Origin of the sequence: Streptomyces sp. TP-A0874 (genome assembly GCF_001748085.1) — a bacterium.
GTDB lineage: Bacteria > Actinomycetota > Actinomycetes > Streptomycetales > Streptomycetaceae > Streptomyces.
In genome coordinates this window covers 211,688-235,101 of record NZ_BBZK01000005.1, presented here as the reverse complement: position 1 = coordinate 235,101, position 23,414 = coordinate 211,688, and the positions used below count along the sequence as shown (strand labels likewise).

At 70.5% G+C, this 23,414-nt stretch carries 26 protein-coding genes; 24 read left to right on the top strand and 2 right to left on the bottom strand.

Going from position 1 to position 23,414, the window contains the following annotated elements; genetic code table 11:
* Window positions 1–284 precede the first annotated feature (284 nt).
* The 21 genes from BGP73_RS08665 (at window position 285) to BGP73_RS08565 (ending at window position 19,960) form a co-directional block, all read left to right on the top strand.
* Window positions 285–1,148 (top strand): ABC transporter substrate-binding protein, encoded by an 864-nt coding sequence (locus tag BGP73_RS08665; protein WP_069813397.1) that lies wholly within the window; start codon window positions 285–287, stop codon window positions 1,146–1,148.
* Between the two features lie 4 nt (window positions 1,149–1,152).
* A complete protein-coding gene (locus tag BGP73_RS08660; RefSeq protein WP_069813974.1) occupies window positions 1,153–2,010 on the top strand; it encodes a coniferyl-alcohol dehydrogenase in 858 nt (285 codons plus the stop codon).
* 557 nt (window positions 2,011–2,567) lie between these two features.
* The gene (locus tag BGP73_RS08655) at window positions 2,568–3,509 is read left to right on the top strand and encodes an ABC transporter substrate-binding protein (protein ID WP_069813395.1); all 942 of its coding nucleotides are present in this window, start codon (window positions 2,568–2,570) and stop codon (window positions 3,507–3,509) included.
* Between the two features lie 128 nt (window positions 3,510–3,637).
* Entirely contained in the window at window positions 3,638–4,381 is a 744-nt protein-coding gene (locus BGP73_RS08650) for an ABC transporter permease (protein WP_170837796.1), read from the top strand.
* The gene (locus BGP73_RS08645; RefSeq protein ID WP_069813390.1) at window positions 4,382–5,209 is read left to right on the top strand and encodes an ABC transporter permease; all 828 of its coding nucleotides are present in this window, start codon (window positions 4,382–4,384) and stop codon (window positions 5,207–5,209) included.
* A complete protein-coding gene (locus BGP73_RS08640) occupies window positions 5,206–6,048 on the top strand; it encodes an ABC transporter ATP-binding protein (RefSeq protein ID WP_079127355.1) in 843 nt (280 codons plus the stop codon). The genes BGP73_RS08645 and BGP73_RS08640 overlap by 4 nt, the downstream gene beginning before the upstream one ends.
* Window positions 6,049–6,205: 157 nt before the next feature.
* The gene (locus BGP73_RS08635) at window positions 6,206–7,795 is read left to right on the top strand and encodes a sulfatase family protein (protein ID WP_069813388.1); all 1,590 of its coding nucleotides are present in this window, start codon (window positions 6,206–6,208) and stop codon (window positions 7,793–7,795) included.
* A 334-nt stretch (window positions 7,796–8,129) separates the two neighbouring features.
* On the top strand, window positions 8,130–9,722 hold the full coding sequence (locus tag BGP73_RS08630; RefSeq protein WP_170837795.1) for an acetolactate synthase large subunit: 1,593 nt from the start codon (window positions 8,130–8,132) through the stop codon (window positions 9,720–9,722).
* Window positions 9,723–9,751: 29 nt separating this feature from the next.
* A complete protein-coding gene (locus tag BGP73_RS08625) occupies window positions 9,752–11,254 on the top strand; it encodes an aldehyde dehydrogenase family protein (protein ID WP_069813384.1) in 1,503 nt (500 codons plus the stop codon).
* 29 nt (window positions 11,255–11,283) lie between these two features.
* Complete coding sequence (locus BGP73_RS08620) at window positions 11,284–12,078, top strand: SDR family NAD(P)-dependent oxidoreductase (protein ID WP_069813382.1); 795 nt, start codon at window positions 11,284–11,286, stop codon at window positions 12,076–12,078.
* A 21-nt stretch (window positions 12,079–12,099) separates the two neighbouring features.
* Window positions 12,100–13,122 carry a WD40/YVTN/BNR-like repeat-containing protein gene (locus tag BGP73_RS08615; protein WP_069813380.1) on the top strand — a complete coding sequence of 341 codons (1,023 nt, stop codon included), beginning with the start codon at window positions 12,100–12,102 and terminating at the stop codon, window positions 13,120–13,122.
* Entirely contained in the window at window positions 13,122–13,679 is a 558-nt protein-coding gene (locus tag BGP73_RS08610) for a VOC family protein (protein ID WP_079127354.1), read from the top strand. The genes BGP73_RS08615 and BGP73_RS08610 overlap by 1 nt, the downstream gene beginning before the upstream one ends.
* 58 nt (window positions 13,680–13,737) lie before the next feature.
* Window positions 13,738–14,340 carry an amino acid synthesis family protein gene (locus BGP73_RS08605; protein WP_069813378.1) on the top strand — a complete coding sequence of 201 codons (603 nt, stop codon included), beginning with the start codon at window positions 13,738–13,740 and terminating at the stop codon, window positions 14,338–14,340.
* A gap of 1 nt (window position 14,341) precedes the next feature.
* Entirely contained in the window at window positions 14,342–15,220 is an 879-nt protein-coding gene (locus tag BGP73_RS08600) for an alpha/beta fold hydrolase (RefSeq protein WP_069813375.1), read from the top strand.
* Window positions 15,217–16,926 carry a bifunctional 3-(3-hydroxy-phenyl)propionate/3-hydroxycinnamic acid hydroxylase gene (locus BGP73_RS08595; RefSeq protein WP_079127353.1) on the top strand — a complete coding sequence of 570 codons (1,710 nt, stop codon included), beginning with the start codon at window positions 15,217–15,219 and terminating at the stop codon, window positions 16,924–16,926. The genes BGP73_RS08600 and BGP73_RS08595 overlap by 4 nt, the downstream gene beginning before the upstream one ends.
* Window positions 16,923–17,228 carry an NIPSNAP family protein gene (locus BGP73_RS08590; RefSeq protein WP_069813373.1) on the top strand — a complete coding sequence of 102 codons (306 nt, stop codon included), beginning with the start codon at window positions 16,923–16,925 and terminating at the stop codon, window positions 17,226–17,228. Before BGP73_RS08595 ends, BGP73_RS08590 begins: the two co-directional genes overlap by 4 nt.
* Window positions 17,229–17,276: 48 nt before the next feature.
* Window positions 17,277–17,702, top strand: coding sequence for a carboxymuconolactone decarboxylase family protein (locus BGP73_RS08585; protein WP_069813371.1), 426 nt, complete (start codon window positions 17,277–17,279; stop codon window positions 17,700–17,702).
* A 77-nt stretch (window positions 17,703–17,779) separates the two neighbouring features.
* On the top strand, window positions 17,780–19,087 hold the full coding sequence (locus BGP73_RS08580) for a flavin monoamine oxidase family protein (protein WP_069813369.1): 1,308 nt from the start codon (window positions 17,780–17,782) through the stop codon (window positions 19,085–19,087).
* A gap of 17 nt (window positions 19,088–19,104) precedes the next feature.
* On the top strand, window positions 19,105–19,284 hold the full coding sequence (locus tag BGP73_RS08575) for a hypothetical protein (protein WP_069813367.1): 180 nt from the start codon (window positions 19,105–19,107) through the stop codon (window positions 19,282–19,284).
* Window positions 19,281–19,643, top strand: a complete 363-nt coding sequence (locus tag BGP73_RS08570) for a YidH family protein (RefSeq protein ID WP_212732791.1) — start codon at window positions 19,281–19,283, stop codon at window positions 19,641–19,643. Before BGP73_RS08575 ends, BGP73_RS08570 begins: the two co-directional genes overlap by 4 nt.
* Window positions 19,640–19,960: a DUF202 domain-containing protein gene (locus tag BGP73_RS08565; RefSeq protein WP_069813365.1), complete on the top strand. Its 321-nt coding sequence runs from the start codon at window positions 19,640–19,642 to the stop codon at window positions 19,958–19,960. Before BGP73_RS08570 ends, BGP73_RS08565 begins: the two co-directional genes overlap by 4 nt.
* A 64-nt stretch (window positions 19,961–20,024) precedes the next feature.
* On the opposite strand, the gene BGP73_RS08560 is transcribed toward BGP73_RS08565, so the two are convergent.
* Both BGP73_RS08560 and BGP73_RS08555 read right to left on the bottom strand, forming a co-directional pair.
* Window positions 20,025–21,038, bottom strand: a complete 1,014-nt coding sequence (locus tag BGP73_RS08560) for a tellurite resistance/C4-dicarboxylate transporter family protein (RefSeq protein WP_244501141.1) — start codon at window positions 21,036–21,038, stop codon at window positions 20,025–20,027.
* A 180-nt stretch (window positions 21,039–21,218) separates the two neighbouring features.
* On the bottom strand, window positions 21,219–21,599 hold the full coding sequence (locus tag BGP73_RS08555; RefSeq protein ID WP_069813969.1) for a DUF488 domain-containing protein: 381 nt from the start codon (window positions 21,597–21,599) through the stop codon (window positions 21,219–21,221).
* Between the two features lie 295 nt (window positions 21,600–21,894).
* On the opposite strand from BGP73_RS08555, the gene BGP73_RS08550 reads away from it, so the two are divergent.
* The 3 genes from BGP73_RS08550 to BGP73_RS23505 all read left to right on the top strand — a co-directional run bounded on the left by BGP73_RS08550 (window position 21,895) and on the right by BGP73_RS23505 (window position 23,400).
* The gene (locus tag BGP73_RS08550) at window positions 21,895–22,239 is read left to right on the top strand and encodes a deoxyxylulose-5-phosphate synthase (protein WP_069813362.1); all 345 of its coding nucleotides are present in this window, start codon (window positions 21,895–21,897) and stop codon (window positions 22,237–22,239) included.
* A gap of 90 nt (window positions 22,240–22,329) precedes the next feature.
* Window positions 22,330–22,647 (top strand): MazG-like family protein, encoded by a 318-nt coding sequence (locus BGP73_RS08545; RefSeq protein ID WP_069813360.1) that lies wholly within the window; start codon window positions 22,330–22,332, stop codon window positions 22,645–22,647.
* Window positions 22,648–22,722: 75 nt separating this feature from the next.
* Window positions 22,723–23,400, top strand: a complete 678-nt coding sequence (locus BGP73_RS23505) for a GNAT family N-acetyltransferase (protein WP_244501140.1) — start codon at window positions 22,723–22,725, stop codon at window positions 23,398–23,400.
* Window positions 23,401–23,414 lie beyond the last annotated feature (14 nt).

The following is a 23,414-nucleotide window of genomic DNA, read 5'->3' as shown; positions in this document are numbered from 1 at the left end:
TGCTCTTGCAACAAGCATCATTGCGACAGAAATTAATAAGGTCGAAATTATTTGCCTGCTTTGGTGCCTGCCCGACATTGGCCGGTGCCGCAGTCCGATCATCCCTCCTCGATCCCCCGTCGGCCTGGCTCTCCAGGGAGAACACGATGGCTCAGAGATTCCGAGTTCCGGCAAGACCGCGACGCGCCGCCAGGTGTGTTGGCCTCCTGGTGGCCGTCAGCCTCCTGGCGGCCTGTGGAACGTCGCGTAGCGCAGAGTCCGCCTCGCCGGACGATCCGGTAAAGGTGAAGGTGGGGGTCGTCCCGGCCACCCCCGCCGCAGCGATCTATCTCGGTGAGGAGAAAGGTTTCTTCACCGATGCCGGTGTCGATCTGAAGACCTCTCCGGCGCAGACCGGTGCCGCGGTGGTGGCCTCGCTGCTGAACGGCGAGTTGGATTCCGGCTACATCTCCTCGGTGGTCGCGGTCCAGGCCATGGCGAAAGGCGTGCCGATCCAGTTCGCGGCCGGTGGCGACAGTGTGCCCACCGATCCGTCGCGGAAGATGTACGGCGGTGTCGTGGTGTCCGAGGACAGCCCGGTGCGCGCTCCCGAGGACCTCGCCGGGCGGACGGTCGCCGTCAACGCGCTCCAGGGCGTCGACCACCTCAGTGCGCTGGTAGCCGTCGACGAAGCGGGCGGCGATTCCGCGAAGGTGAAGTTCGTCGAGGTGCCCTATCCCGAGCAGGCCAGCGCCCTGCGCGCCGGCAGAGTCGACGCGATCATCGCCTCTGACCCCTTCTACAGCAAGGCCCTCAAGGAGGGCGGCCGTTCCGTCGGCGATCCCTTGGAGGCGTTGGGGCGGGGTGCCCTGATCTCTGGCTACGTCGTCACCAAGCAGTACGCGACGAAACACCCTGATGCCGTCGAGCGCTTCGCCGCGGCGATGAGCCGGTCGAGCAAGCACGCCAATAAGCACGCCGACGAAGTGCGTCGGACCATCCCGGCGTTCACCGAGATCCCGGAGGCGACCGTCGCCGAGATGGGCCTGCCCACCTTCGCGCCGAAGGTCGAGGTGAGGGCGGTGCAGACGGTCATCGACCTCATGGTCACGTACAAGTTCATCGACAAGCCGATCGACGCCCAGCAGGTCGTCGCGGGAGCTGGGTGAGGTGATGGCCGTTTCACCACGGGAAGGTGCATCGATCGCGACGTCACTGCGGGGGCGGAGGTACGTCGTGACCGGCGCTGCCTCCGGAATCGGGCAAGCGGCTGTGCAGGAGCTCAAGAGGCTGGGTGCCGCCGTCGCCAGTCTGGACCTGAACCGGCCGACGGTGCCCGTCGACCGACACATCAGGACCGATCTGGCGGATCCCGCCAGCATCGAGGCGGCGGTCAACGAGTTGGGAAGTGGCTGGGACGGACTGCTGAACATCGCGGGCGTCCCTGAAGGGGCCGCCCCGGAGACCGTCATCGCTGTCAACTTCCTGGGCCTGCGCGAACTCACGGAGTCCCTGCTGGGCGCGTTCAACCCGGGCGCCTCGGTCGTCAACGTGTCCTCGCTCGCGGACGCCAGGTGGCCGACCCGGGTGGACGAGGTCAAGGCGATCGTGGCGACGGGGTCCTTCGCGGAGGGGCTGAACTGGTTCAGGGCCAATCCGCCTGAGGGGGAGACCTACAACTTCTCCAAGGAAGCGGTCACGGTCTACACCATGAAGGGGGCCCTGGCTTACGTCTCCAGAGGGATCCGGGTCAACGGGGTCAGGCCAGGGCTCACCCGGACACCGCTCTTCGCGGAGTTCGAGCAGTCGATCGGTGAGGAACGGGCGGCCGGGCTGAGGTCGCTGGTCGGGCGGCACGCCGACCCGGAGGACATCGCTTCGGTGATCGTCTTCCTGGCGTCGCCGGAGTCCGGCTGGGTCAACGGACAACTGATCGCCGTCGACGGCGGCGTCTCCGCGGGCATAGCGGTCGGCGACATCCCGCTGCCAGGTCCCGGTTCCCCCCGTACGCACACCACGACGAGCCGCTGACGGGGGCCCTCGGGCCGGGGGCGGGGCGGGCCTTCCCCCAGCGAGGCGGCGGGAAAGTATGACGACGACCCGGTCGGTTTGTAGGAAATGCGTGATACTTTCCGCTCTACGGTCGTCCAGCGGAGTCCGAGGCTGATCCCCGTCGCCCGTTTCGGCTCGTCCGCCAACCGGTCCCGGCAGGCGCGGTCCGGCCCACCCAGAAGGTGCCGGGTCGCTATTGGGCCTATGCGGCCCCAGGGCGCAGGCCGCGCCGTTCCTTCATTCTGTGCCGGCTCGTGGCCGGTCTGCCTCCAGCCGTCGAGCCCGCGCGGAACCGGGGGCAAGCGGGTGCTGCCAATCCCTTGACAGCATGTTCATCCCTGCCTAATTATTTCGATGTAAATCTATAGCCTGAAAACTATTCTGCGGACACCCGTTCGGGCAGCGGCCCGTCGTTCCGTGTCCGGATTCCCACAGCCCGTTCGTCGGCCTGGCTCTCCAGGGAGAACACGATGGCTCACAGATTCCGAATTCCGGCAAGCCCGCGACGCGCCGCCGCCAGGTGTGTTGGCCTCCTGGTGGCCGTCAGCCTCCTGGCGGCCTGCGGATCGTCCCAGGGTGCGGAGCCCGCCTCGCCGGACGATCCGGTAAAGGTGAAGGTGGGGGTCGTCCCCGCTGCCCCTGCCGCCGCGATCTATCTCGGTGAGGAGAAAGGTTTCTTCACCGATGCCGGTGTCGATCTGAAGACCTCTCCGGCGCAGACCGGTGCCGCGGTGGTGGCCTCGCTGCTGAACGGCGAGTTGGACTCCGGCTACATCTCCTCGGTGGTCGCGGTCCAGGCCATGGTCAAGGGCGTGCCGATCCAGTTCGCGGCCGGTGGCGACAGTGTGCCCACCGATCCCTCCCGGAGGATGTACGGCGGTGTCGTGGTGCGCGAGGACAGCCCGGTGCGCGCTCCCGAGGACCTCGCCGGGCGGACGGTCGCCGTCAACGCCCTCCAGGGCGTCGACCACCTCGCGGCGCTGGCCATGGTCGACAAGGCGGGCGGCGATTCCGCGAAGGTGAAGTTCGTCGAGGTGCCCTATCCCGAGCAGGCCAGCGCCCTGCGCGCCGGAAGAGTCGACGCGGTCGCCGGCACCGACCCCTTCTACAGCCAGGCGCTCAAGCAGGGCGGCCGTTCCGTCGGCAAGCTGCTGGAGGCCCTGGGGCCGGGCGCGCTGGTCTCCGGGTACGTCGTCACCAAGCAGTACGCGGCGAAACACCAGGAAGAAGTGAAGCGGTTCGCCGAAGGGATGAGCCAGTCGAGCTCGCACGCCATGGACCACGACGGCCAGGTGCGCAAGGCCATCCAGGCCCACACGGAGATCCCGGCCGACATCGTCGCGGGGATGAACCTGCCCACCTTCGAGCCGAAGCTCGACACCGAGGCGGTGCAGACGGTCATCGACCTCATGGTCACGTACAAGTTCATCGACGAGCCGATCGACGCCCAGCAGGCCGTCGCGGGGGCAGGCCGATGACGGGACTCGCCACACGCCGGCCGCCCGCCGGTCCGCCCGCGGTCGGCGGCACCGCCGACGGCGCGTCCGCCGTCCGAGAACCGGCCGTCCGCGCACCCCGGCGCCCTCTCGGCGGGAGACTGCTGCCGGTGGCTGTGGTCGTCGGATGCCTCCTGCTCGAAGAGGTGCTGGTACGCACCGGGGTCCTGGCCGCAGAGGACTTCCCGCCAGCGTCGGAGGTGCTCCGCGTGGTGGTCCAGCAGCTCGTCGGCGGTGAGTTGTGGTCCCCGATCGGCCGCACCCTGGGGAGCGCCGTACTCGGCCTGGGCATCGCCGCCGCCTGCGCGGTGCCGCTCGGAATCCTGCTCGGCAGCAACAAGGTGCTCTACCACGGCACCCGGTTCCTCGTGGAGTTCCTCCGGCCGATCCCGCCGGTCACGATCATCCCGCTGGCGATCCTGCTCTTCGGCACCAGTCTGGAGATGAAGCTGCTGATCATCGTCTTCGGCTGTGTCTGGCCGCTGCTCATCCAGACGTACTACGGCGTACGGGATGTCGACCCGGTGCTGGCGGACGCCGCCCGCGCCTACCGGTTCGGCCCGCTCCAGCGGTTCTGGCAGCTCGTCCTGCCCACCGCCCTGCCGTACGTCATGACCGGGCTGCGGCTGGCGGCCAACTTCGCCGTCGGCCTGTCGATCGTCTCGGAGCTCATCGGCGGTGCCCCGGGCCTCGGGCAGACCATCTACCAGGCCCAGCTGGCAGGCCAACGGCCGCTCATGTACGCCGTCGTGGTGCTGGCCGCTGCCCTGGGCATGGTCATCGAGGGCACCTTCCGGCAGGTCGAGCGGCGGCTGCTGCACTGGCACGAGACACAACGCCCGGCGGTGGTGTGAATGAACCGGCGACTCACCCGCTTGACTCTGGAGATCTCCGTCCCGCTCGCCCTGCTCGCGCTGTGGTGGGTGCTCTCCGAGGGAAGCCAGTCGATCTTCTATCCGCCGCTGGCAGCGATCACCGAGGCGTTCCGGGACGACTGGCTCTTCGCCAGGGTCGGCAGCGACCTGGCGCCCAGTCTGATCCGGCTGGGCATCGGCTACGGCGTCGCCAGCCTGCTGGGCATCGCCGCCGGCCTGGCGCTCGGCAGAATCGCTCTCCTGGGGCGGGCGTTCGGCCCCCTGCTCGAGTTCTTCCGCTTCATACCGCCTCCGGTCACCGCGCCGATCTTCATCGTGATCTGGGGCATCGGTGACCTCACCAAGGTCTTCTTCATCATCTTCGGCGTCGTCTGGTCGGTGCTCATGAACACCATGGACGGTGCGAGAAGCGTCGACCGCATGCAGCTGGAGGTGGCGAAGGTCTTCCACTTCCCCGCCTGGCGCCGGCTGCTGCACGTGATCCTGCCCGCCAGCCTGCCGCGGATCTTCGTGGGGCTGCGCAACGGGCTCGCCGTCGGCGTCGTCGTGATGGCCGTGGGGGAGATGGTCGGTTCCACGAACGGCATCGGCTACCAGGTCCTCGACGCCCAGCGCTCGTTCGAGATACCGGCCATGTGGGCCAGCATGTTCATGCTGGGCATCGTCGGCTACCTGCTCAACGCCGCCTTCCTCTTCATCGAGCGGCGAGCGCTCTTCTGGTACACCGGCGCCCGTGAGGCGGCCGAGGACGGCGGCAACCGCCGCGCGAACGCCGGTAAGACCGGCGGAAGGAGTACGACCTCATGAACGCCTCGACTCCCGCGGAGGCCCCCGGCGTGACCGGCGACCCGCACGCCGCCTCCGGCGAGAACCGCCCACAGGGCACGCTGACCGTCCGCGACCTGGCCAAGACCTACGGAACCGGGCCGGCGGCGGTCCACGCGATCGACAGCCTGAGCTTCGACGTGCGACCGGGCGAGTTCGTCTGCATCGTCGGTCCGTCCGGCGTTGGCAAGAGCACGCTGCTCAAGTGCCTGTCCGGCCTGCTGGCGCCGACGAGCGGTGAGGCTCGCCTGGACGGGCGGCCGATCGCCGGACGGCCCCCCGAGGGGCTGTCGTTCGTCTTCCAGGACTACACCCGCTCGCTCTTTCCCTGGTTCCCCCTCAGGAAGAACGTCGCGCTGCCCCTGCGCAACAAGGGCGTCAGCCGTGCCGAGGCCGACCAGCGGGCCCAGGAGGCCCTCGCCGCGGTCGGTCTCGGCGACCGGACGGGCCGCTACCCGTGGCAGCTTTCGGGCGGGATGCAGCAGCGGGTGGCCATCGCCCGCGGGCTGGCCTACGAACCAGAGCTGCTCCTCATGGACGAGCCCTTCGCCTCGGTGGACGCGCAGACCCGGGCGGAGCTGGAGGACCTCACGCTGGAGGTGCAGCGCAGGTTCGGCATCACCGTTCTGCTGGTCACCCACGACATCGACGAGGCGATCTACCTCGCGGACCGGGTGGTGGTGCTGGGCGGGCCGCCGTGTGTCCTCCAGGAGGTCGTCGAGGTCGACCTGCCGCGGCCGCGGGACCAGATCGCCACGAAGTCACTGGCCAGGTTCGCCGAACTGCGCGGCCACGTGACACGGCTCATCAAGGGGGAGTAACCGCCGGCGCGGCACCGCCGGGGAACGGGACCGGACACGCGGCGCGTCGAGTCCGGTCCCGGCACCCCTGGCCAGGGCGGGAGGCCTTGACGGGGACACCTCTCGGGGTAATCATTAATATATTAATCATGACGATGCTAATGGAGAGGTGGGACAGATGCCTCGCAACATCCTGCTCATCACCACGGACCAGCAGCGTTACGACGCTCTCGGATGCAACGGAGGCACGCTCGCCCGCACGCCCGTCGTCGACGAGCTCTCCTCGAAGGGGCTGACCTTCCGCCGCGCCTACAACCAGAGCACCGTCTGCATGCCGGCCCGGTCCACGATCCTGACCGGCCAGTACACGCGAACCCACGGAGTCTGGGCCAACGGTGTGCCGCTGCCCGCCGACGCGCCCTCGGTCGCGGGCTACCTGGCGCAGAAGGCCGGTTACCGGACCGCACTGATCGGCAAGGCCCACTTCGAACCCAACCACGACGACACGGCCAACGAGTGGGAGGAGAACGCCCGGGCCGTCCGCGGTGAGACCGGGCCGTGGCGCGGGTTCGACCACTCCCTGCAGGCCAGCCACGGGCCGTCGGCCGGCTTCGAGCCCATGCTCGGGCACTACGGCTACTGGCTGGCCCGGGAGCACCCGGAGTACCTGGCCGGCTTCCCCGCCACCATGACCGGTGCCCCCGGCGGCGACACCGGAGCCCCCGAAGCCCGGTACAACCCGATCCCGCGCGAGCTGTACCACACCGACTGGCTCGCCGACCGGGCCATCGACTACCTCGACGGCCTGGGCGCGGATGAGCACTGGTTCCTGTGGCTGAGCTTTCCCGATCCGCACCACCCGTTCTCCCCGCCCGGCGCCGAGCTGGACCGGGTGCCCTGGCAGGACGTCGAACTGCCGCCGGAGCACCCCGGGTCCCCGGAGCTGATCCGCAAGATCCTGGAGCGGAAGCCGGCCCACTGGCTCGCCTTCTACGAGGGGCGTTGGCGCAACCAGGAGGGAGCGCCGAGATCCTTCCTCCCGGCGGAGTTCACCGACGATCAGCTGCGTGAGGTGCTGGCCAAGACCGCGGTCATGAACGAACTCATCGACGAGGCCTGCGGCCGGGTGCTGGATCGGGTGCGTGGCCGGGGGTGGGAGGCGGATACCGACGTCTTCTTCACCACCGACCACGGCGATCTGCTCGGCAACTGCGGTCTGCTGTTCAAGGGCCCGTTCCCGACCGACGCCCTGATGCGGCTGCCCTTCGTCTGGCGGCCGGCGCCTTCGGCGGGCGTCGTCCCGGCGGAGATCGCCGAGCCCGTAGGGCACCTGGACCTCGCCCCCACCTTCTGCCAGATCGCCGGAGTGGAGCCGCCCGACTGGATGGAGGGCGAGCCGCTGCCCACCGCACCCGGCTCGGGCCGGGAGCGGGTGCTGAGCGAATACGACAGCAAGGTGCCCGGCATCGCCATGCACATGCGCACCATCTACCGCGACGGCTGGCTCGCCACCGTGTACGAGCCGTCCACCATCGGGCAGCCCACGGGCCTCGAAGAGCTGGTCGGTCCGGGGGTGCTGGAGAGCTATGGAGTCGAGTACGACGGCACCGAGGGGGAGCTCTACAACGTCGAGGACGACCCGCACCAGTGGGAGAACCGCTGGGACGAGCCCTCTGCGCGCACTCTCCGCGATGACCTCGTCCGGGATCTCTACGACCACCTGCCCGAGGCCGGGCCGCACCGGCTGAGGGTGGAGGCCGTCTCCTGACGTGCTGCTGGGCGACCCGAGGGGCGCGGCGCCGTCGGAGCGGCGGGTGCCGCCCTGCCGACCGGCCCGGCGTCCGGGCGGAAGGGGCCGCCGGTGCGGAGAGCCCCTCGTGTGACGCGCGGTGCCGCGGTGCTCGCCGCCCCTCTTCCGAGGTGCGCGTTGCGGTGAGCGTCCTCGTCGTGCGGCGGTGGTCGTGACGGCCGGAGCCCGTCCTGCGGAGGTCGTGGATCCCGAGCGCACCGGTATCTCGGCGGTGACGGGGCTGGCCCTTGACAGAAAATCATTAGGGTATTAATCATATAGATATTAATGATGTGGAGGGTGGCGCGATCCCATGAGTGACGGAACGGCAGGCTGGAAGGCGAACCGGGCCGGAGGTATGACCGGTGCGGAGGCGCTCATCGAGACGGCCGGCGCGGCCGGCGTCGAGGTCTGCTTCGCCAACCCGGGCACCACCGAGATGCCTTTGGTGGCGGCGCTCGACACGGTGCCCGGGATGGCGGCGGTACTGGGGCTCTTCGAGGGCGTCTGCACCGGCGCGGCCGATGGCTACGCCCGTATCGCAGGCAAACCGGCGATGACCCTGCTCCACCTCGGCCCCGGCTTCGCCAACGGCATCGCCAACCTGCACAACGCCCGCCGGGCGCGATCGCCGCTCCTCAACGTGGTCGGCGACCACACCAGCTGGCACCTCCCCTACGACGCGCCGCTGACCTCCGACATCGTCTCGCTCGCCAACCCGGTCTCCGGCTGGGTCGGCACGGCCGAGTCCGCCGAGGACATGGCCCACAGGACGGCCGAGGCCATCGCGGCGGCCGGGGCCCCGCCCGGCTGCGGTGCCACGCTGATCGCCCCCGCCGATTTCCAGCAGGAGATCCTGACCGGACCGGTCGAGGTCGCGCTGCCCGGTCCGCGGCCCCGGAAGGAGATCGACGGCGAGGCGGTCGAACGGGTCGCCGCGCGGCTCCGCAGCAGTACCCGAGCGGTCCTGCTGCTCGGCGGCTCGGCCCTGGGGGAGCGGGGCCAGCGGGCGGCGGCGCGGATCGTCGCGGCCACCGGCGCCACCCTCTACAGCGAGACGTTCCCCGCAAGCGCCGAACGCGGCGGCGGGCTGCCCGACCTCGACCGGCTGCCGTACTTCCCCGAGACCGCCATCAAGGCACTCGCCGACGCGCAGACCGTGGTACTCGCCGACGCCCTGGAGCCGGTGTCGTACTTCGGCTACGCCGGAATTCCGAGCCTGCTCGCGCCCAAGGGCAGCGTCGAGGTGCTCAGCGAACCAGGGCAGGACGGCGCCGGGGCGCTGGAGGCGCTGGCCGATGCGCTCGGCGCGCCGCAGGCAGCCGCCGACGGATACGGGCTCGACACCTCCGACCTGCCGACCGGCGCACTCACCCCCCAGTCGGTCGGGCGGATCGTCGCGGCGCTGCTGCCGGAGCACGCCATCGTCTCCGTCGAGGGCGGCACCTGCGGATACCCGTTCTTCACCGCCTCGGCCGGGGCGGTGCGGCACACCACGCTCACCAACACCGGCGGGGCGATCGGCCAGGGGCTGCCCGCCGCGCTGGGCGCCGCGATCGCCGCTCCCGATCGGAAGGTGATCGCGCTCCAGTCCGACGGCAGCGCCCAGTACACCATCCAGGCGCTGTGGACGATGGCCCGCGAGCAACTGCCCGTGGTCACCCTGATCGCCTCGAACCGTCGGTACAACGTCCTGCAGACCGAGCTGACCCGGCACGGCCAGTCCGCCGCCGGCTCAGCGTCCGCCGCCCTGACCAGTCTGGACGACCCTCCGCTCGACTGGCCCGGGCTCGCCTCCGGGTACGGGGTGCCCGCCGCCCGGGTCGAGACCGGGCACGCACTGGTCCGAGAACTCCGCCGGGCACTGGCCGAAGACGGCCCGCGGCTCATCGAGATGGCCCTGTGAACCGAGACGTCCCCCTGCAAGGAGCCCTGATGCAGAATCCCGCGAACGAGGCGGTCGAGCGCTTCGTGTCCCGTCCCCGGCCGATGTTCATCGGCGGTGCGTGGGTGGAGTCCCTCGCCGGCCGGACCTTCGAGACCGTCGACCCCGCCACCGGCACCGTGCTGACCACCGTCGCCGAGGGCGGTGCCGCGGATGTGGACCGCGCCGTGGCCGCAGCCCGCAAGGCGTTCGAGACCCGGTCCTGGCGCCGGATGAGCCCTCTCGACCGAGGTGCGCTACTGCACCGGATCGCGGACGTCATCGAGGCCAACGCCGAGGAACTGGCGTTGCTGGAGTCCCGGGACAACGGCAAACCCGTCTCCGTGGCGCGCGCCGTGGACGTCGGAGCCAGCGTCAAACTGTTCCGCTACTTCGCCGGTTGGCCGAGCAAGCTCGAGGGCAGCACCATCCCGGTCTCCCCGCGCGGGGGCATGCGGGTGCTCAACTACACCACCCACCAGCCGGTCGGGGTGGTCGGGCTGATCGTGCCGTGGAACTTCCCCATGTCGATGGCCTGCTGGAAGCTGGCGCCCGCCCTCGCCACCGGCAACACCGTCGTCCTCAAGCCCGCCGAGGAGACGCCGCTGTCCACGCTGCGCCTCGCCGAACTACTGGCCGAAGCCGGTCTGCCGGACGGAGTGGTCAACGTGGTCACCGGCCGGGGCGCCACCGCGGGGGCCGCACTGGCCGCCCACGACGGCGTCGACAAGATCGCGTTCACCGGGTCCACCGAGACCGGGCGCGCGATCGTGCGGGCCGCCGCCGGCAACCTGAAGAAGGTCTCGCTCGAACTCGGCGGCAAGTCACCCAACATCGTGCTGCCCGACGCCGATCCGCAGGCCGTCGCCGAGGCCGCCGCGCAGGCGATCTTCTTCAACCAGGGCCAGGTCTGCACCGCCGGCTCCCGGTTGTACGTGCACCGGGCCATCCACGACGAGGTGCTGGACGCCCTCGCCGAGCGCGCCCGGAAGATCGTGGTCGGCCCCGGCACGGACCCGGCCACCGAGATGGGACCGCTGGTCTCGGCCCGGCAGCACGAACGGGTCACCGGGTACGTCGCAGGCGGGCTGGAGCAGGGTGCCCGGCTCACCGCCGGCGGCGGCCGACCGGAGCTCGGCGGCCAGTACGCGGGCGGCTACTTCCTCGAGCCGACCGTCTTCACCGAAGCCGACCACGGCATGCGGATCGTGCAGGAGGAGATCTTCGGCCCCGTACTGACCGCGATGGCCTGGGACGACGTCAACGACCTGGTCGCCAAGGCCAACGACACGCCGTTCGGCCTCTCCGCCGGCATCTGGACCTCCGACATCCGGCACGCCCACCGGATCGCCGACGACCTGCAGGCGGGCACGGTCTGGATCAACTGCTACAACCTCACCGATCCCGCCTCGCCGTTCGGTGGTTTCAAGCAGTCGGGCTGGGGCCGTGAGATGGGCCGCAAGGTGCTCGACCTCTACACCGAGGTCAAGAGCGTCTGGGTCAACCTCGACTGAAACCCACCCACCTACTTGGGGAGATTTCTGTGGATCTGGAACTGGCCGGCAGGGTCGCCATCGTCACTGGTGGCAGCCTCGGCATAGGCAAGGCGGTCACCCGGGAACTGGTGCGCGAGGGCGCCACCGTCGTCATCACGGCCCGTCGGCTGCCCGTCCTGGAACAGGCCGCCAAGGACATCGAGGCGGAGACCGGCGGTCGCGTGGTCCCCATCGCCTCGGACACCACCGACACGACGTCCGTGCGGGAGATGGTGCGGGCAGCGGTGGCGGAACTCGGCCGCGTCGACATCCTCGTCAACGGCGCTGCCGCCCCCTCCGGGCTGGTGCGCAACTCGGTCGAGGAGGCCGACCCGGAACTGCTGCTCGCCGACATCAACACCAAGGTCGTCGGCTACTTCCGCTGCGCACAGGCCGTCGCACCCCACATGAGGGAGAACGGCTACGGCCGGATCGTCAACATCGGCGGACTCACCGGCCGGTCAAGTCACGCTCTCTCCGGCATGCGCAACCTCGCCGTCGTCCACATGACCAAGGCTCTCTCAGACCAGCTCGGACCGTCCGGGATCACGGTCAACACCGTGCACCCCGGCGTGGTGGAGACCGAGCACATCCACGAGCTGTACGAGAAGGAGGCCGCCAAGCGCGGCATCACCCCGGCCGAGGTGGAGGCCGACTACGCGGCCCGCACACCGATCCGCCGGGTGCTGGAGGCCGCCGAGGTCGCCCAGACCATCTGCTTCCTCGCCTCGCCGCGGGCCGGCGCCGTGACCGGCGAGTCCCTCGGCATCGACGGCGGGTTGACCCGCGGAATCTTCCTCTAGACCAGGACAGGAGCCAGATCCATGCAAGGAACCATCCTCGTTGCCACCGCCGGCCAGGGGGTGCTGCGCAGCTCGGACGACGGTGCGACCTGGTCCCGTATCGGCCTCCGGCAGGACCTCGAGTTCGACGCCGTCGTGCGCTGCCTGGCCGTCCACCCCGAGCAGCCGAACATCGTCTACGCGGGTGCTGACGCAGGCCTGGTACGTAGCGACGACGCAGGCGTCACCTGGCGCCGGGTCGACTCACCGATGAACGACCAGACCATCTGGTCGCTGGCGATCGACCCGAACGACGCCGACTTCATACTCGCCGGCACCGGCGCGCCGTCCCGGGCCGCGGTCTTCCGCAGTACCGACGGCGGGGCGAGCTGGGACCGACTGCCCCCGGAAATCCCCGAGTTCTGCGCCGGTGTCAACCGCCCCCGCATCCTCACCGCCACCGTCGACCGGTACGACGGCAAGACGCTCTGGTTCGGCATCGAGGAGGGAGGCCTGTGGCGCAGCGGTGACCGCGGGGACACCTGGGAGCGCATCGACGGAACCCCGGCCACGCTGCCCCAGGGCGTCACCAACTCCGACATCCACTGCGTCGTCGTCCTGGAGGGCCCGCCCAAGACGATCGTGGTCGCCGTCGTCAACGCGCTCTTCGTCAGCCAGGACGAAGGCCGCACCTGGACCCGTACGGACACCCGCGAGCAGTGGGGCATCTACTACACCCGCCTGGTCAAGCAGATCCCCGGCAGCAACGAACTGCTGCTGGGCATCGGGGACGCCACACCGGGGACGACGACCAGGATCCTGCGCTCCACCGACCTGGCGCAGACCTGGCAGGAGTCGTCCCTGGACGTGCCCGCCAACTCCACCGTATGGGCCTTCGGAGTCCACCCCGCCGACGCCGGCCTCGCGTTCGCCGGAACCAAGTACGGCCACCTCTTCCGCTCCACCGACGCCGGGCGCACCTGGATCAAGGAGTGGCGGGAATTCAGCGAGATCACCGACGTCGCCTGGACACCGGCCATCGCCCCGAGCCCGGAGGGACACTGATGAACCAGAACACACACCACTCCGAAACCCCCGGCATCGACCCCGGAGAGCGCGTCCTGTCCGAGGGCGAGGGGCCGACACCGCTCAGCCCGTCCGCCGAGGTGAGACCGCGGATCAGGCGCACCCACCTGTCACTCTTCGTCCGGGACCCGGAGGCTTCGGCCAAGTGGTACGAGGACGTGCTCGGCATGGAGGTCACCGCGCGCGGCCCCCAGTGGGTCTTCCTCTCCTTCGGACAGAAGCACCACGACATCGCCCTGATCCGCGCCGAGGAGGGCTCGACGGCGAGCGGCATCGGCCTGCAGCACTACGGCCTGGAGACCGACGGCACCCTGGACGACTGGCGCCGCCTGTACGGAATGCTGCTCGCCAAGGGCGTCCCGGTGGTGAAGACCACCGACCACAAGGTCGGGTACGGCATCTACTTCACCGATCCCGACGGCAACCGGTTCGAGTTCTTCCACGAGGTCGTCACTGACGACGAGGAGGGCAAGCGCATCCTCGGCGCGTTCCACGCCCCCAGCGACCCGCTCGACATCGAGCCGCTCCAGGACTGAACGCGCCCCGACCCGCCGGACCGCACCGGCCCCGCACATCCCTCTCCCGGAGATTCCCATGCCCGACCCCAATTTCGGCGGCTACCACATCCGCAAGTGGTTCACCCAGGTCGAGGAGACCCTCGCCAACGAGACCGGCGTGCCCGCCGACGGCGAGCCGGTTCGCAAGATCGTCATAGCCGCGGCGATCCACAACCCCTACGCCGGCCGGTTCAGCGAGAACCTCGACCTGATCGTCGCCGAATCACCCCGACTCGGCGAGGAGTTCGGCCGCCGGATCGTTGAAGCGGCCGGAGACCGGGCCATCGAGAGCTACGGCAAGGCCTGCCTCGTCGGTACGGCCGGCGAGTACGAGCACGGCAACGCCTTCCTGACCGCGGTCTTCGCCGACCCGATCCGCGAGGCCGTCGGCGGCGGCCGGGCGTGGGTTCCCTCCACCGGCAAGCGCGGCGGCCCCGGTGCCTCCGTCGACGTGCCGCTCGCCCACAAGGACGCGCTCTACGTCCGCTCCCACTACGACACCGTCACGGCGAGCTTCACCGACACCCCGAACCCCGACGAGGTCGTCGTGATCTTCGCCTTCGCCACCCGCGGCCGGCTGCACGCCAGGCTCGGCGGCGTCCGGGCCGGCGAGATCCAGGGCCAGGACGGACTGCACTGAGATGGGCGCCCCGAGCGGTACCGACCGCTTCACCACGCTGGGCGGGCTCCGCGCCCACTACGTACAGTGGGGCGAGCCCGGCCGGCCGACCATCGTCATGCTGCACGGTCTGCGCAGCTACGCCCGCACCTTCGAGCCGCTCGCCACCCGGCTGGCCGACCGCTACCGCGTCCTCGCCCTGGACGCGCGGGGCCGAGGCGACAGTGAGTGGGACCCGCGGGGCGAGTACTACACCGGCGCGTACGTCCGCGATCTGGAGGAGTTCGCCGACCGGCTGGGCCTGGAGCGGTTCGCCCTGCTCGGCCACTCCATGGGCGGCACCACCACGTACGTCTACGCCACGCGGCACCCGGACCGGGTCTCCGCCGCGATCGTCGAGGACATCGGACCCGGCTCCTCGCTCTCCGGAGCCGGAGCCGACCGGATCAAGCGGGAGATCAGCTCCACCCCCGGAGAGTTCGCCAGCCTGGACGCGGCGCGCGCCTACTGGCGGGGCGTCCGGCCGCACATCTCGGCCGAAGCGCTGGAGTCGCGGATCCGGCACACCCTGCGGCCGGGCACCTGCGGCCGCTGGTTCTGGAAGTTCGACCTCGCCGGCATCGCGGCGGCCCGCCTCGACCCGGACCCGGCGCGCCAGGTCGACCTGTGGCCGCACGTCGAAGGCCTGCGCTGCCCGACCCTGCTGATCCGCGGCGGCTCCTCCGACTTCCTGCCCGCGGCCACCGCCGAGGCGATGGTCGCCCGCAACCCGCGGGTGCGGCAACTGGAGATCGCCGGCGCCGGCCACTACGCGCACGACGACGCCCCGGACACCTTCCACCGGGCGGTCGCGGAGTTCCTCGACAGCCACCTGACGGACAGCCCGGAGGTGCCCGAATGACCACCCCCACCGAGTACCGCACCCAGGTGGCCATCGTGGGAGCAGGGCCCTGCGGGGCCACCGTCGCCAACTACCTCGGGATGTTCGGGGTGGAGGCCGTGCTCATCGACCGCAGCACCGAGATCGTCGACTATCCCCGGGCCGTGGGCATGGACGACGAGACCCTGCGCAGCTTCCAGGGCGTCGGACTGGCCGAAGAGATGCTCGCCGACATGATCCAGAACGTCTCACTGAAGATGTTCGGCGCCGACGGGCACTGCTTCGCCGACATCAGACCGGCCACCAAGGAGTTCGGCTGGTCCCGGCGGAACATCTTCATGCAGCAGCTCGCCGAGCGGACGCTGCGCACCGGGCTCACCCGGTATCCCGAGATCCGGCAACTGCTCGGCCACGAACTGACCGGGCTCGAGCAGGACGGCACCGAAGTCCGACTCCGGCTGACCGGCCCGGACGGGGAGCCCGTGGTGGTCCGCGCCGAGTACGTGGTCGGCAGCGACGGGGGCCGCTCCACCGTCCGCGAGCTGCTCGGCATCCCCCTGGTCGGCGACACCCATCCTCGGAAGTGGGTGGTGATCGAGTGCGACAACGACCCGCTCGACGCCCCCTACACCGGACTGCACTGCGACCCGAGGCGGCCCTACGTCTGCCTCGACCTGCCGTACAACTACCGCCGGTGGGAGTTCATGCTCTTCCCCGGCGAGGACGCCGAGGCGATGCTCCGGCCCGAGAAGGTACGCGAGCTGCTGACCGGCCACGTGCCCGACCCCACAGCACTCAACATCATCCGTGCCCGGGTCTACACCCACCACTCGCGAGTCGCCGCCCGCTTCCTGGACGGCCGGGTCTGCCTGGTGGGCGATGCCGCCCACCTCATGCCGCCGTGGGCCGGGCAGGGGATGAACACCGGAATCCGGGACGCCACCAACGTCGCCTGGAAGCTCGCGGCGGTGGTGACCGGACGGGCGCACCCCAGGATCCTCGCCACCTACGACACCGAGCGGCGCGAGCACGCCAAGGCGATGGTCGACCTCTCGGACACCCTCGGCCGGATCCTCTCCCCGACCAGCACCTGGGTGGCCCGTGGCCGGGACGCCCTGTTCCGCGGCCTCACCGTCGCCCCGGCGGTACGGAACTGGGTCCTGCAGATGCGGTTCAAACCGATGCCGCGCTACACCCGGGGCATCGTCGTGGGCCCGCGGCAACGCGAACACCAGCGGCGATCGGCTGCCAAGGACTCCGCGGTGGGCCGGATGTTCATCCAGCCGCACGTGGAGACCGCCGACGGGCAGGCCGTCCGACTGGACGAGGTGCTCGGCCCCTGGTTCGCCCTCGTCGGCTACGGCACCGACCCGCTGGTCCACCTCGACCCCGAGTCCCGGAACTTCTGGGACCGGATCGGCACCCGCTACATCACCGTCGTCGAGTCACGCTCCGGACGCTCCCGCACCGAGCGGCCGGCGCTGGGAACCGACACGGTCGTGGTGGAGGACCTCGACGGCTCACTTCGGGACTGGTTCGACGGCCAGCCGGGGGAGATCGCGGTGCTCCGTCCGGACCGCTACGTGGCGGCGATGGCGGCACCGGCCGAACTGGGCTGGCTGAGCGGGACATTCGAGCACCTCCTCGCCCCCGGACAGGGCCGGAGCGCCCGGGATCCGCACGAGCGCCGCCTGGCGCCCGTACCCACCGCCGGAGGTACGCAGTGATCGTTGAGGAGCGCAACTACCTGGTCCGCCCCGGAGCGGCGGCGACATACGCCCGGCTGTGGGACGAACACGGCCGCGAACCCCAGACGCGGATCCTCGGAAACCCGCTCGGCTTCTACATCTCCGAGGTGGGGGAGTTGAACACGCTGGTCTACCTCTGGGGCTACGAGAGCCTGGCGGACCGGTCCCTGCGGCGCGCCCGGCTGGCCGCCGACCCCGACTTCGCCGCCTTCCGCGGCCACGTCAGGGAACTGCTCGTCCGCCAGCAGAACCGACTGCTCATTCCCGCCCTGCCCACCTGAACACCGCTGACCGGCAGGTCCGGCAGCCAGGCCCCGAGGAGAAGAATCATGGATGCCGACACCCGGCAGAGCCCCCAGGAGTACATCGACGCGATGGCCCGCGCTCGCGGGTACGTCCTCGACTACCACAAGGTCATGGCCAAGCAGGACTTCGAGGTGCTGCACGCCGCGAACAACCTGGTCCAGGCCGCCTACCTGGCCCCCCGCACGCTGGACCGCCGCACCAAGGAACTGCTCTTCATCCTGAGCCTGACGGTGATGAGAGCGGGCAAGGGCCACATCCAGAGCCACATCCGGGTGGCCCTGGACCTCGGCGTCACCCCGCAGGAGATCCTCGAAGCGATCGAGATCGCCCTCCCGGAGGCGGGGATCGTCGCGTTCCAGGCCGGCTTCGACGCCTGGCGCGAGGTTGTCGACGCCACCGGAATCGAGCCCACCGTGACGGTCCACCAGGGCGGCTCGGGAACGGACTGACCCCGGGCCGCGCGAACAGCCGACGGCACCGATCAACGCCGGTGACCAAGTGAACCGTGTATGCCGGGAGGAGATCGATGAACGAGAGGACCGCCGACGTGGTGGTCGTCGGCGCGGGTTTCGCGGGAGTCACGGCTGCTCGTGAACTCACCCAGCAGGGCCTCGCGGTACAGGTTCTCGAAGCCAGGGACCGCCTCGGCGGACGCACCTGGACCGACCAGCGGCTCGGCCACGACCTCGAACTCGGCGGGACCTGGGTCCACTGGCTCACCCCGCATGTCTGGGCCGAGATGAACCGCTACGGCCTCAGCCTGTTCGAGACGGCCACGCCGGAGGAGATGGCCTGGATCGTGGGGGGCGAGCGCAGGACGGGGCCCCTGCGGGAGTACCGCGCCGAGTTGGTCCGCGGACTGGCCCGTGTCATCGCCCGCTCCCGCGTTGTCTTCGGAGCGCCGAACGGGCCTGAACCGGCACCGGAGCTCCTGGACGAGCTGGACGCGCAGCCGATCTCGGAGATCCTGCGCGGTGATGACTCCCTGACCGACGAACAGGTGAAGCTCGCTTCGATGATGTGGGGCTTCCACTTCAACGCGGGTCCGGATGACGGCGCCTACACGCAGGCGCTGCGGTGGGGAGCACTGTCGGCCGGCGACCCGCTCCTGCTGCAGGAGATCGCGACCCGGTTCCAGGTCGCCGGTGGCACCAGGAAGCTGATCGAGGCCATCTGGTCGGACAGCTCGGCCGCGCTCCGGCTCTCCACCCGCGTGGCGTCCATCCGCCAGGCGAACGAGCAGGTGGTCGTCGCGACGGGGACGGGGGAGTCCTTCACCGCCGGTGCGGTCCTCGTCACCGTGCCCGTCGGCGCGCTGGGGAGGATCGCTTTCGACCCGCCCCTGCCACCCGCCGCGCGCCGCCTCGCCGAAGAGGGCCAGGCAAGCAGGGGCGTCAAGGTGTTCGTGCGGGTGGCTGGACCGGCAACCGCGTACGGCGTGGTCTCCGCCGCGCCGCAGCCGCTGATGTCAGCGCGGTACCTCCACGGCGACGAGGACAGCCACCTCCTCGTCTGTTTCGGACCGGACGCCGACGCCGTCGACGTCACCGACCGCGGCGCCGTCCAGGCAGCCCTCGAAGACCTCGTCCCCGGCGTACGGATCCTGGACTGCGCCGCCCATGACTGGACGCACGACCCGTACGCGGGCCAGACCTGGGCGATGCTCCGGCCCGGTCAGCTCAAGCTGATGCCGCAGGTCCGCGCTCCCCACGGCCGTGTCCGCCTGTGCGGCTCGGACTACGCCCTGGGCTGGTCCGGCCTGATCGACGGGGCGATCGAGTCCGGCACCACGGGGGCCCGTTGGGCCGCTGACCTGGTCCGCAGCGCCTCGTGACGGAGAAGGGGAGAAGCATGGCCAAGCAGCGTCTCAAGGTACCGAACGCGGCGAACGACCCGGCCCGGGGCGCCAACCAGACCACCCGCACACCGGACCGGCGCGGCAAGGAGCCGCTCTTCATCCGGAGCCTGACGGCGATGGGCGCGGGCGAGGACCACCTCCGGAGCCGCATCCGGGTGGTGACGGAGCCGTGATCTCCGAACCCGAATGGCGCAAGGAGGGAGCCGAGCCCGACTACCGCTTCTCTCTCGCCAACGAGCGGACGTTCCTCGCCTGGATCCGGACCGCCCTCGCGCTGCTGGCGGGCGCGGTCGCCGTCGATCAGTTGGCACCAGGGTTGGCCGCGACCCGGCTGTGGCCCGTCCTCGGCCTCCTGCTGGCCCTCGGCGCCGCCACTCTCGGCGTCTGCGCCTATCGGCGGTGGGCCAGGAACGAGCAGGCGATGCGCGCCGGTGCACCGCTCCCGCACACCGGGCAACTGGCCGTGACCGCTGTCGCCACCGCCGCGGCAGCCGGGGTGCTCTGTGTGCTGATCGCGGCCTCCCTCCGGTGAACGGGGGCGGTTCCCACGACCCGGGCCTGCAGACCGAGCGCACTCTCCTGGCGTGGAGCCGCACCGTCCTGGTGGTGGCGGTGGACGCGGCCCTGGTCATCCGTACCGGCCTGTTCCGCGACAGGCCGGTACTCACACTGCTCGGATCGTTGATCGCCGTCACCGCGGTCGTTCTGCACCTGCACGCCTCGGCCCGGCGGAGGGCGATGGACGCCGGCCCGGCCCCGCGGTCCCCGTCCGCCCGGTCACTGCGCACCGTCACGGCCGCTGTCGTCGTCTGCGCGGTCGCCACCGCCTGGTGCGTGCACCCCGGCTGAGCGCCCGGAGCCCAGCAGCGCCCCGCAAGCCATCGAGGACCGGGCCACCGCGGCAGCCGCCCGTTCACGCCTCCGAACGCGGCTGCCGCTCCCCGCGCCCCGCACCAGCGAAGCCGGCGAGCATGGCGGCGAACACCAGCAGCCAGACGGCGGCGGCGATCCACACCTCACCCCGCCCCACGGCCTCCAGCCAGGAGGTCCCGGTCACCCGGCCCAACTCCCGGGTCGCGACGGTGTACATGCCGACCGGGAAGACGATGCCCCACCAGCCCGTCTCGTACCGCAGCGGCACCCGGCGCAGCAGATGCCGCCACACGCCCAGGAGGAGCAGCAGGGGGATCAGCCAACTCCCGAAGGACCACACGATCAGCGACAGCCCGGCGACCACCGGTCGCGGCAGCAGACCACTGTCGGGCGGAAGCTCCAGCAGCCTCGCCCCGGCCAGCACGGTGATCGCCGCGGCCCCCATGAAGACCCAGTAGGCCGGGATCAGGTCCTTCGGTGAGACCGGCCGCACCAGCAGCCGGGCCAGCGCCGTCGCAGCCGTCAGCAGGTACTGCACGAGGCCGATCGCCCAGAGCACCGAGGCCACGTCAGCGAGGGCCGGGCTGGAGACGAGCCGGGCCAGCGCCGCCGACGCCACCGCCACCGACTCGGTGCCGACCACCCAGATGAACCAGGTGCCGTTCACCTGGTCCAGGGAGAGTTCGCGACGGCTGCTCGCGATCAGACCGATGGGGATCCCGTATCCCAGGAGCAGCCAGAGGAGGGCGCCGAACGCCAGCAGCGCCGCGGGCAGGAGGACGTGGCCGTCCGCGACGATCCGGCTCGCCAGTACGTTCGACGCGGCGACGATCGTCAGGAAGGCGAAGCCGCGAGGCCCGACCAGATCCGTGAGGAACCGCTGTCGCCAGCGCAGCAGCCGCCAACCGTAGGCCACCAGCAGCAGCGCGTAGCCGACGACCGCCACCAGCAGCAGCGCTCTGGACGCCGGACGCGACCCATCCGCCCGCAGCGCGGTGGAGACGATCCCGGTGGCCATGACGAAGGCGAAGGCCCCGGGATCGAGATGCGCCACCGCCGACCGCAGCCTCCCGCCCCGGCTCGGCCGGCCATCCGTGGGGGGAACCGGGCCCACCGCCTCACCTCGGTCTCTGGTCGTCGCCAGCCGGGCGCTTCCGGCCGGGCGGCCGGGAACCGCCCCGAGGCGAGCCCTTCCCTCGCCTACCCGACGCCCTGGCGCTCGGGATCAAAACACCTAGTGGCCGGACTTGCCGGAGTCCGTCCCCGTCAGCCAGTCGACCAACACGGCCGCCTGACTGTGGTCCACATCGCGGGTGGCGGTGAGCAGCGTGAGCTTGCTGTGTTCGGCGAGGTCACGCAGGTGCTCGGCGGCCTCCTGGTGTCCGGAGTCCCGCAGTTCCGCCAGGTAACGGCGGCGGAACTCCCTGAAGCGGCTGGGTTCGTGGCCGTACCAGTGCCGCAGTTCCTTCGAGGGCGCGATGTCACGCAGCCACTCGTCCAGGTGCGCGGTCTCCTTGCGCATCCCCCGCGGCCAGACCCGGTCGACGAGGACTCGCTTGCCCTCCCGGGGGGAGGTCTCCTCGTACACCCGGCGGCAGGTGATCTGCTTGGCCATGGTCACACCTCTCTGGGACGGGTCGCCGAAGCCCGGGGGCGCGAGGACCTGCCACAGCAACCGGCCGGGCTTCGCCTGTGGGCGGCCGTTCGAGGCTCCACGGCCGGGCCGCCCTCCGTACCCGTCCAGTTTATCGGGGATCGCCCGGTTCGGCCGCTCGTCGCCGACGAGCCGTCCGATGGCCGGCCGGGCACGGAGGCGGTGTGCCGCGACCGCTGAACGCGACCGCCCTGCGCGACCTTGACCAGGCGGAAATCCCTGGAACCGGGGGAGCGCACCGACCTACGCTGAGCACATGTTCGGCCACGCGAAGACCTCATTCGTCTGCCTGCCGTGCAGGGCCCGCTACAAGCAGCCCTTTCCGGCACCCGGTGAGCAGAACGGGAAGCGGCGGTGTCCACGCTGCCGAGAGGACCTGATCCACGTCGGCTCGGCCTTCGAGGCGCCCCGGCGGCGGGACACCGAAGGGTGGCGGGTGCTCTCGGTGCTCCTGAACGCCGGAATCCGCTTCCACCGCAGCTGCTGCGGCGGGCCCGGCTACCGTCCGCGGACGCTCCATGAGGTGAAGGCGCGGCTGGCCCACGCGGAAGCCACCGGCGAGCCGGTCGCCGAAGCGCTCCTCCGCCCCGAACTGCCGTAGCCGGCCGACAGCCGTCACCCGTGTCGACACACACCGGCGTATCGACCCCCCGGCGTATCGACAAGCCCCGACCCGTGGAGCCGCCCGACCATGCAGGATGCCGACTGGGACATCGTCGACCGCCTGGTGAGGTGGCTCGACGAGGAGAGCCCCATGCCTCCGGAGGTGGCGCGGCTGCTCCGCGTCCTGAAGATCACGGAGGAGGCGGGCGAGGTGGCCGAAGCCGTCCACGGGGCCATGGGAGCCAACCCGCGCAAGGGCCGCAGCCACAGCTGGGAGGACGTCCAGGACGAGCTGTGCGACGTCATCGTCACCAGCATGGTCGCCCTCGCCACGATCAGCCCGGACGCCCGGAAGCGTCTGACGGAGCACCTGCGCCACCTCGCCGACCGGTCGCTGACCACCTGAGGCCGTCCAGCCACACGCGAGTGGGGCCATGGACGGTGTAATCCCGTTGCCGACGCCGCTTTCCGGGGAGCACCGTTGGGGCCAGTTCGAACTGCGCACTGGGAGGCGGAGGACTGGCGCCCGTGGCGTGGACTCAGGCTGGCAGCGCTCGCCGAAGCGCCGTACGCCTTCGGATCGACCCTGCCGGACTGGAAGGGAACGGGCGACCGTGAGGAGCGCTGGCGGTCCCGGCTGGAGATCCCCGGCTCACACGACGTCATCGCCGTCTTCGAGGACCGGTCGGTGGGGATGGCCAGCGGCGTGCCGGCGGGACCGGAGACCATCGAACTGATCTCCATGTGGGTCAGACCCGAAGCTCGGGGGCAGCGGGTCGGCGACCGTCTGATCGGGGAGATCGATCGGTGGGCGGGGGAGAGCGGGGCGAGGACGCTGCGGCTAGGGCCTGTTGTGAAAGTGGCTGGAGATGCGGGGTGGCGTTCAGAGACTGCGGATGGCCTCGGTCAGGTCGGATCCGTAGGAAGCCCAGCAGATCACGGAGCCGTCGTCGTCGAGCTGACCCATAAACCACTCGCCGTCGTCCCTCACGAGACACAACTCGTGGAACGCGAGAATCGCATCGGGCCGGAGCGGCTCGTAGTCGTCGTGACCGGCCACCTCGACAACTACGAGCCGATCGCAGGAGAGCGCGACGGCGCTTGGGTCTCCCGAAAGAGCGCGCACGCGTTCGATCGTCCATCCGGCGGGGAGTCCTGAGTTCACCGGCGCAT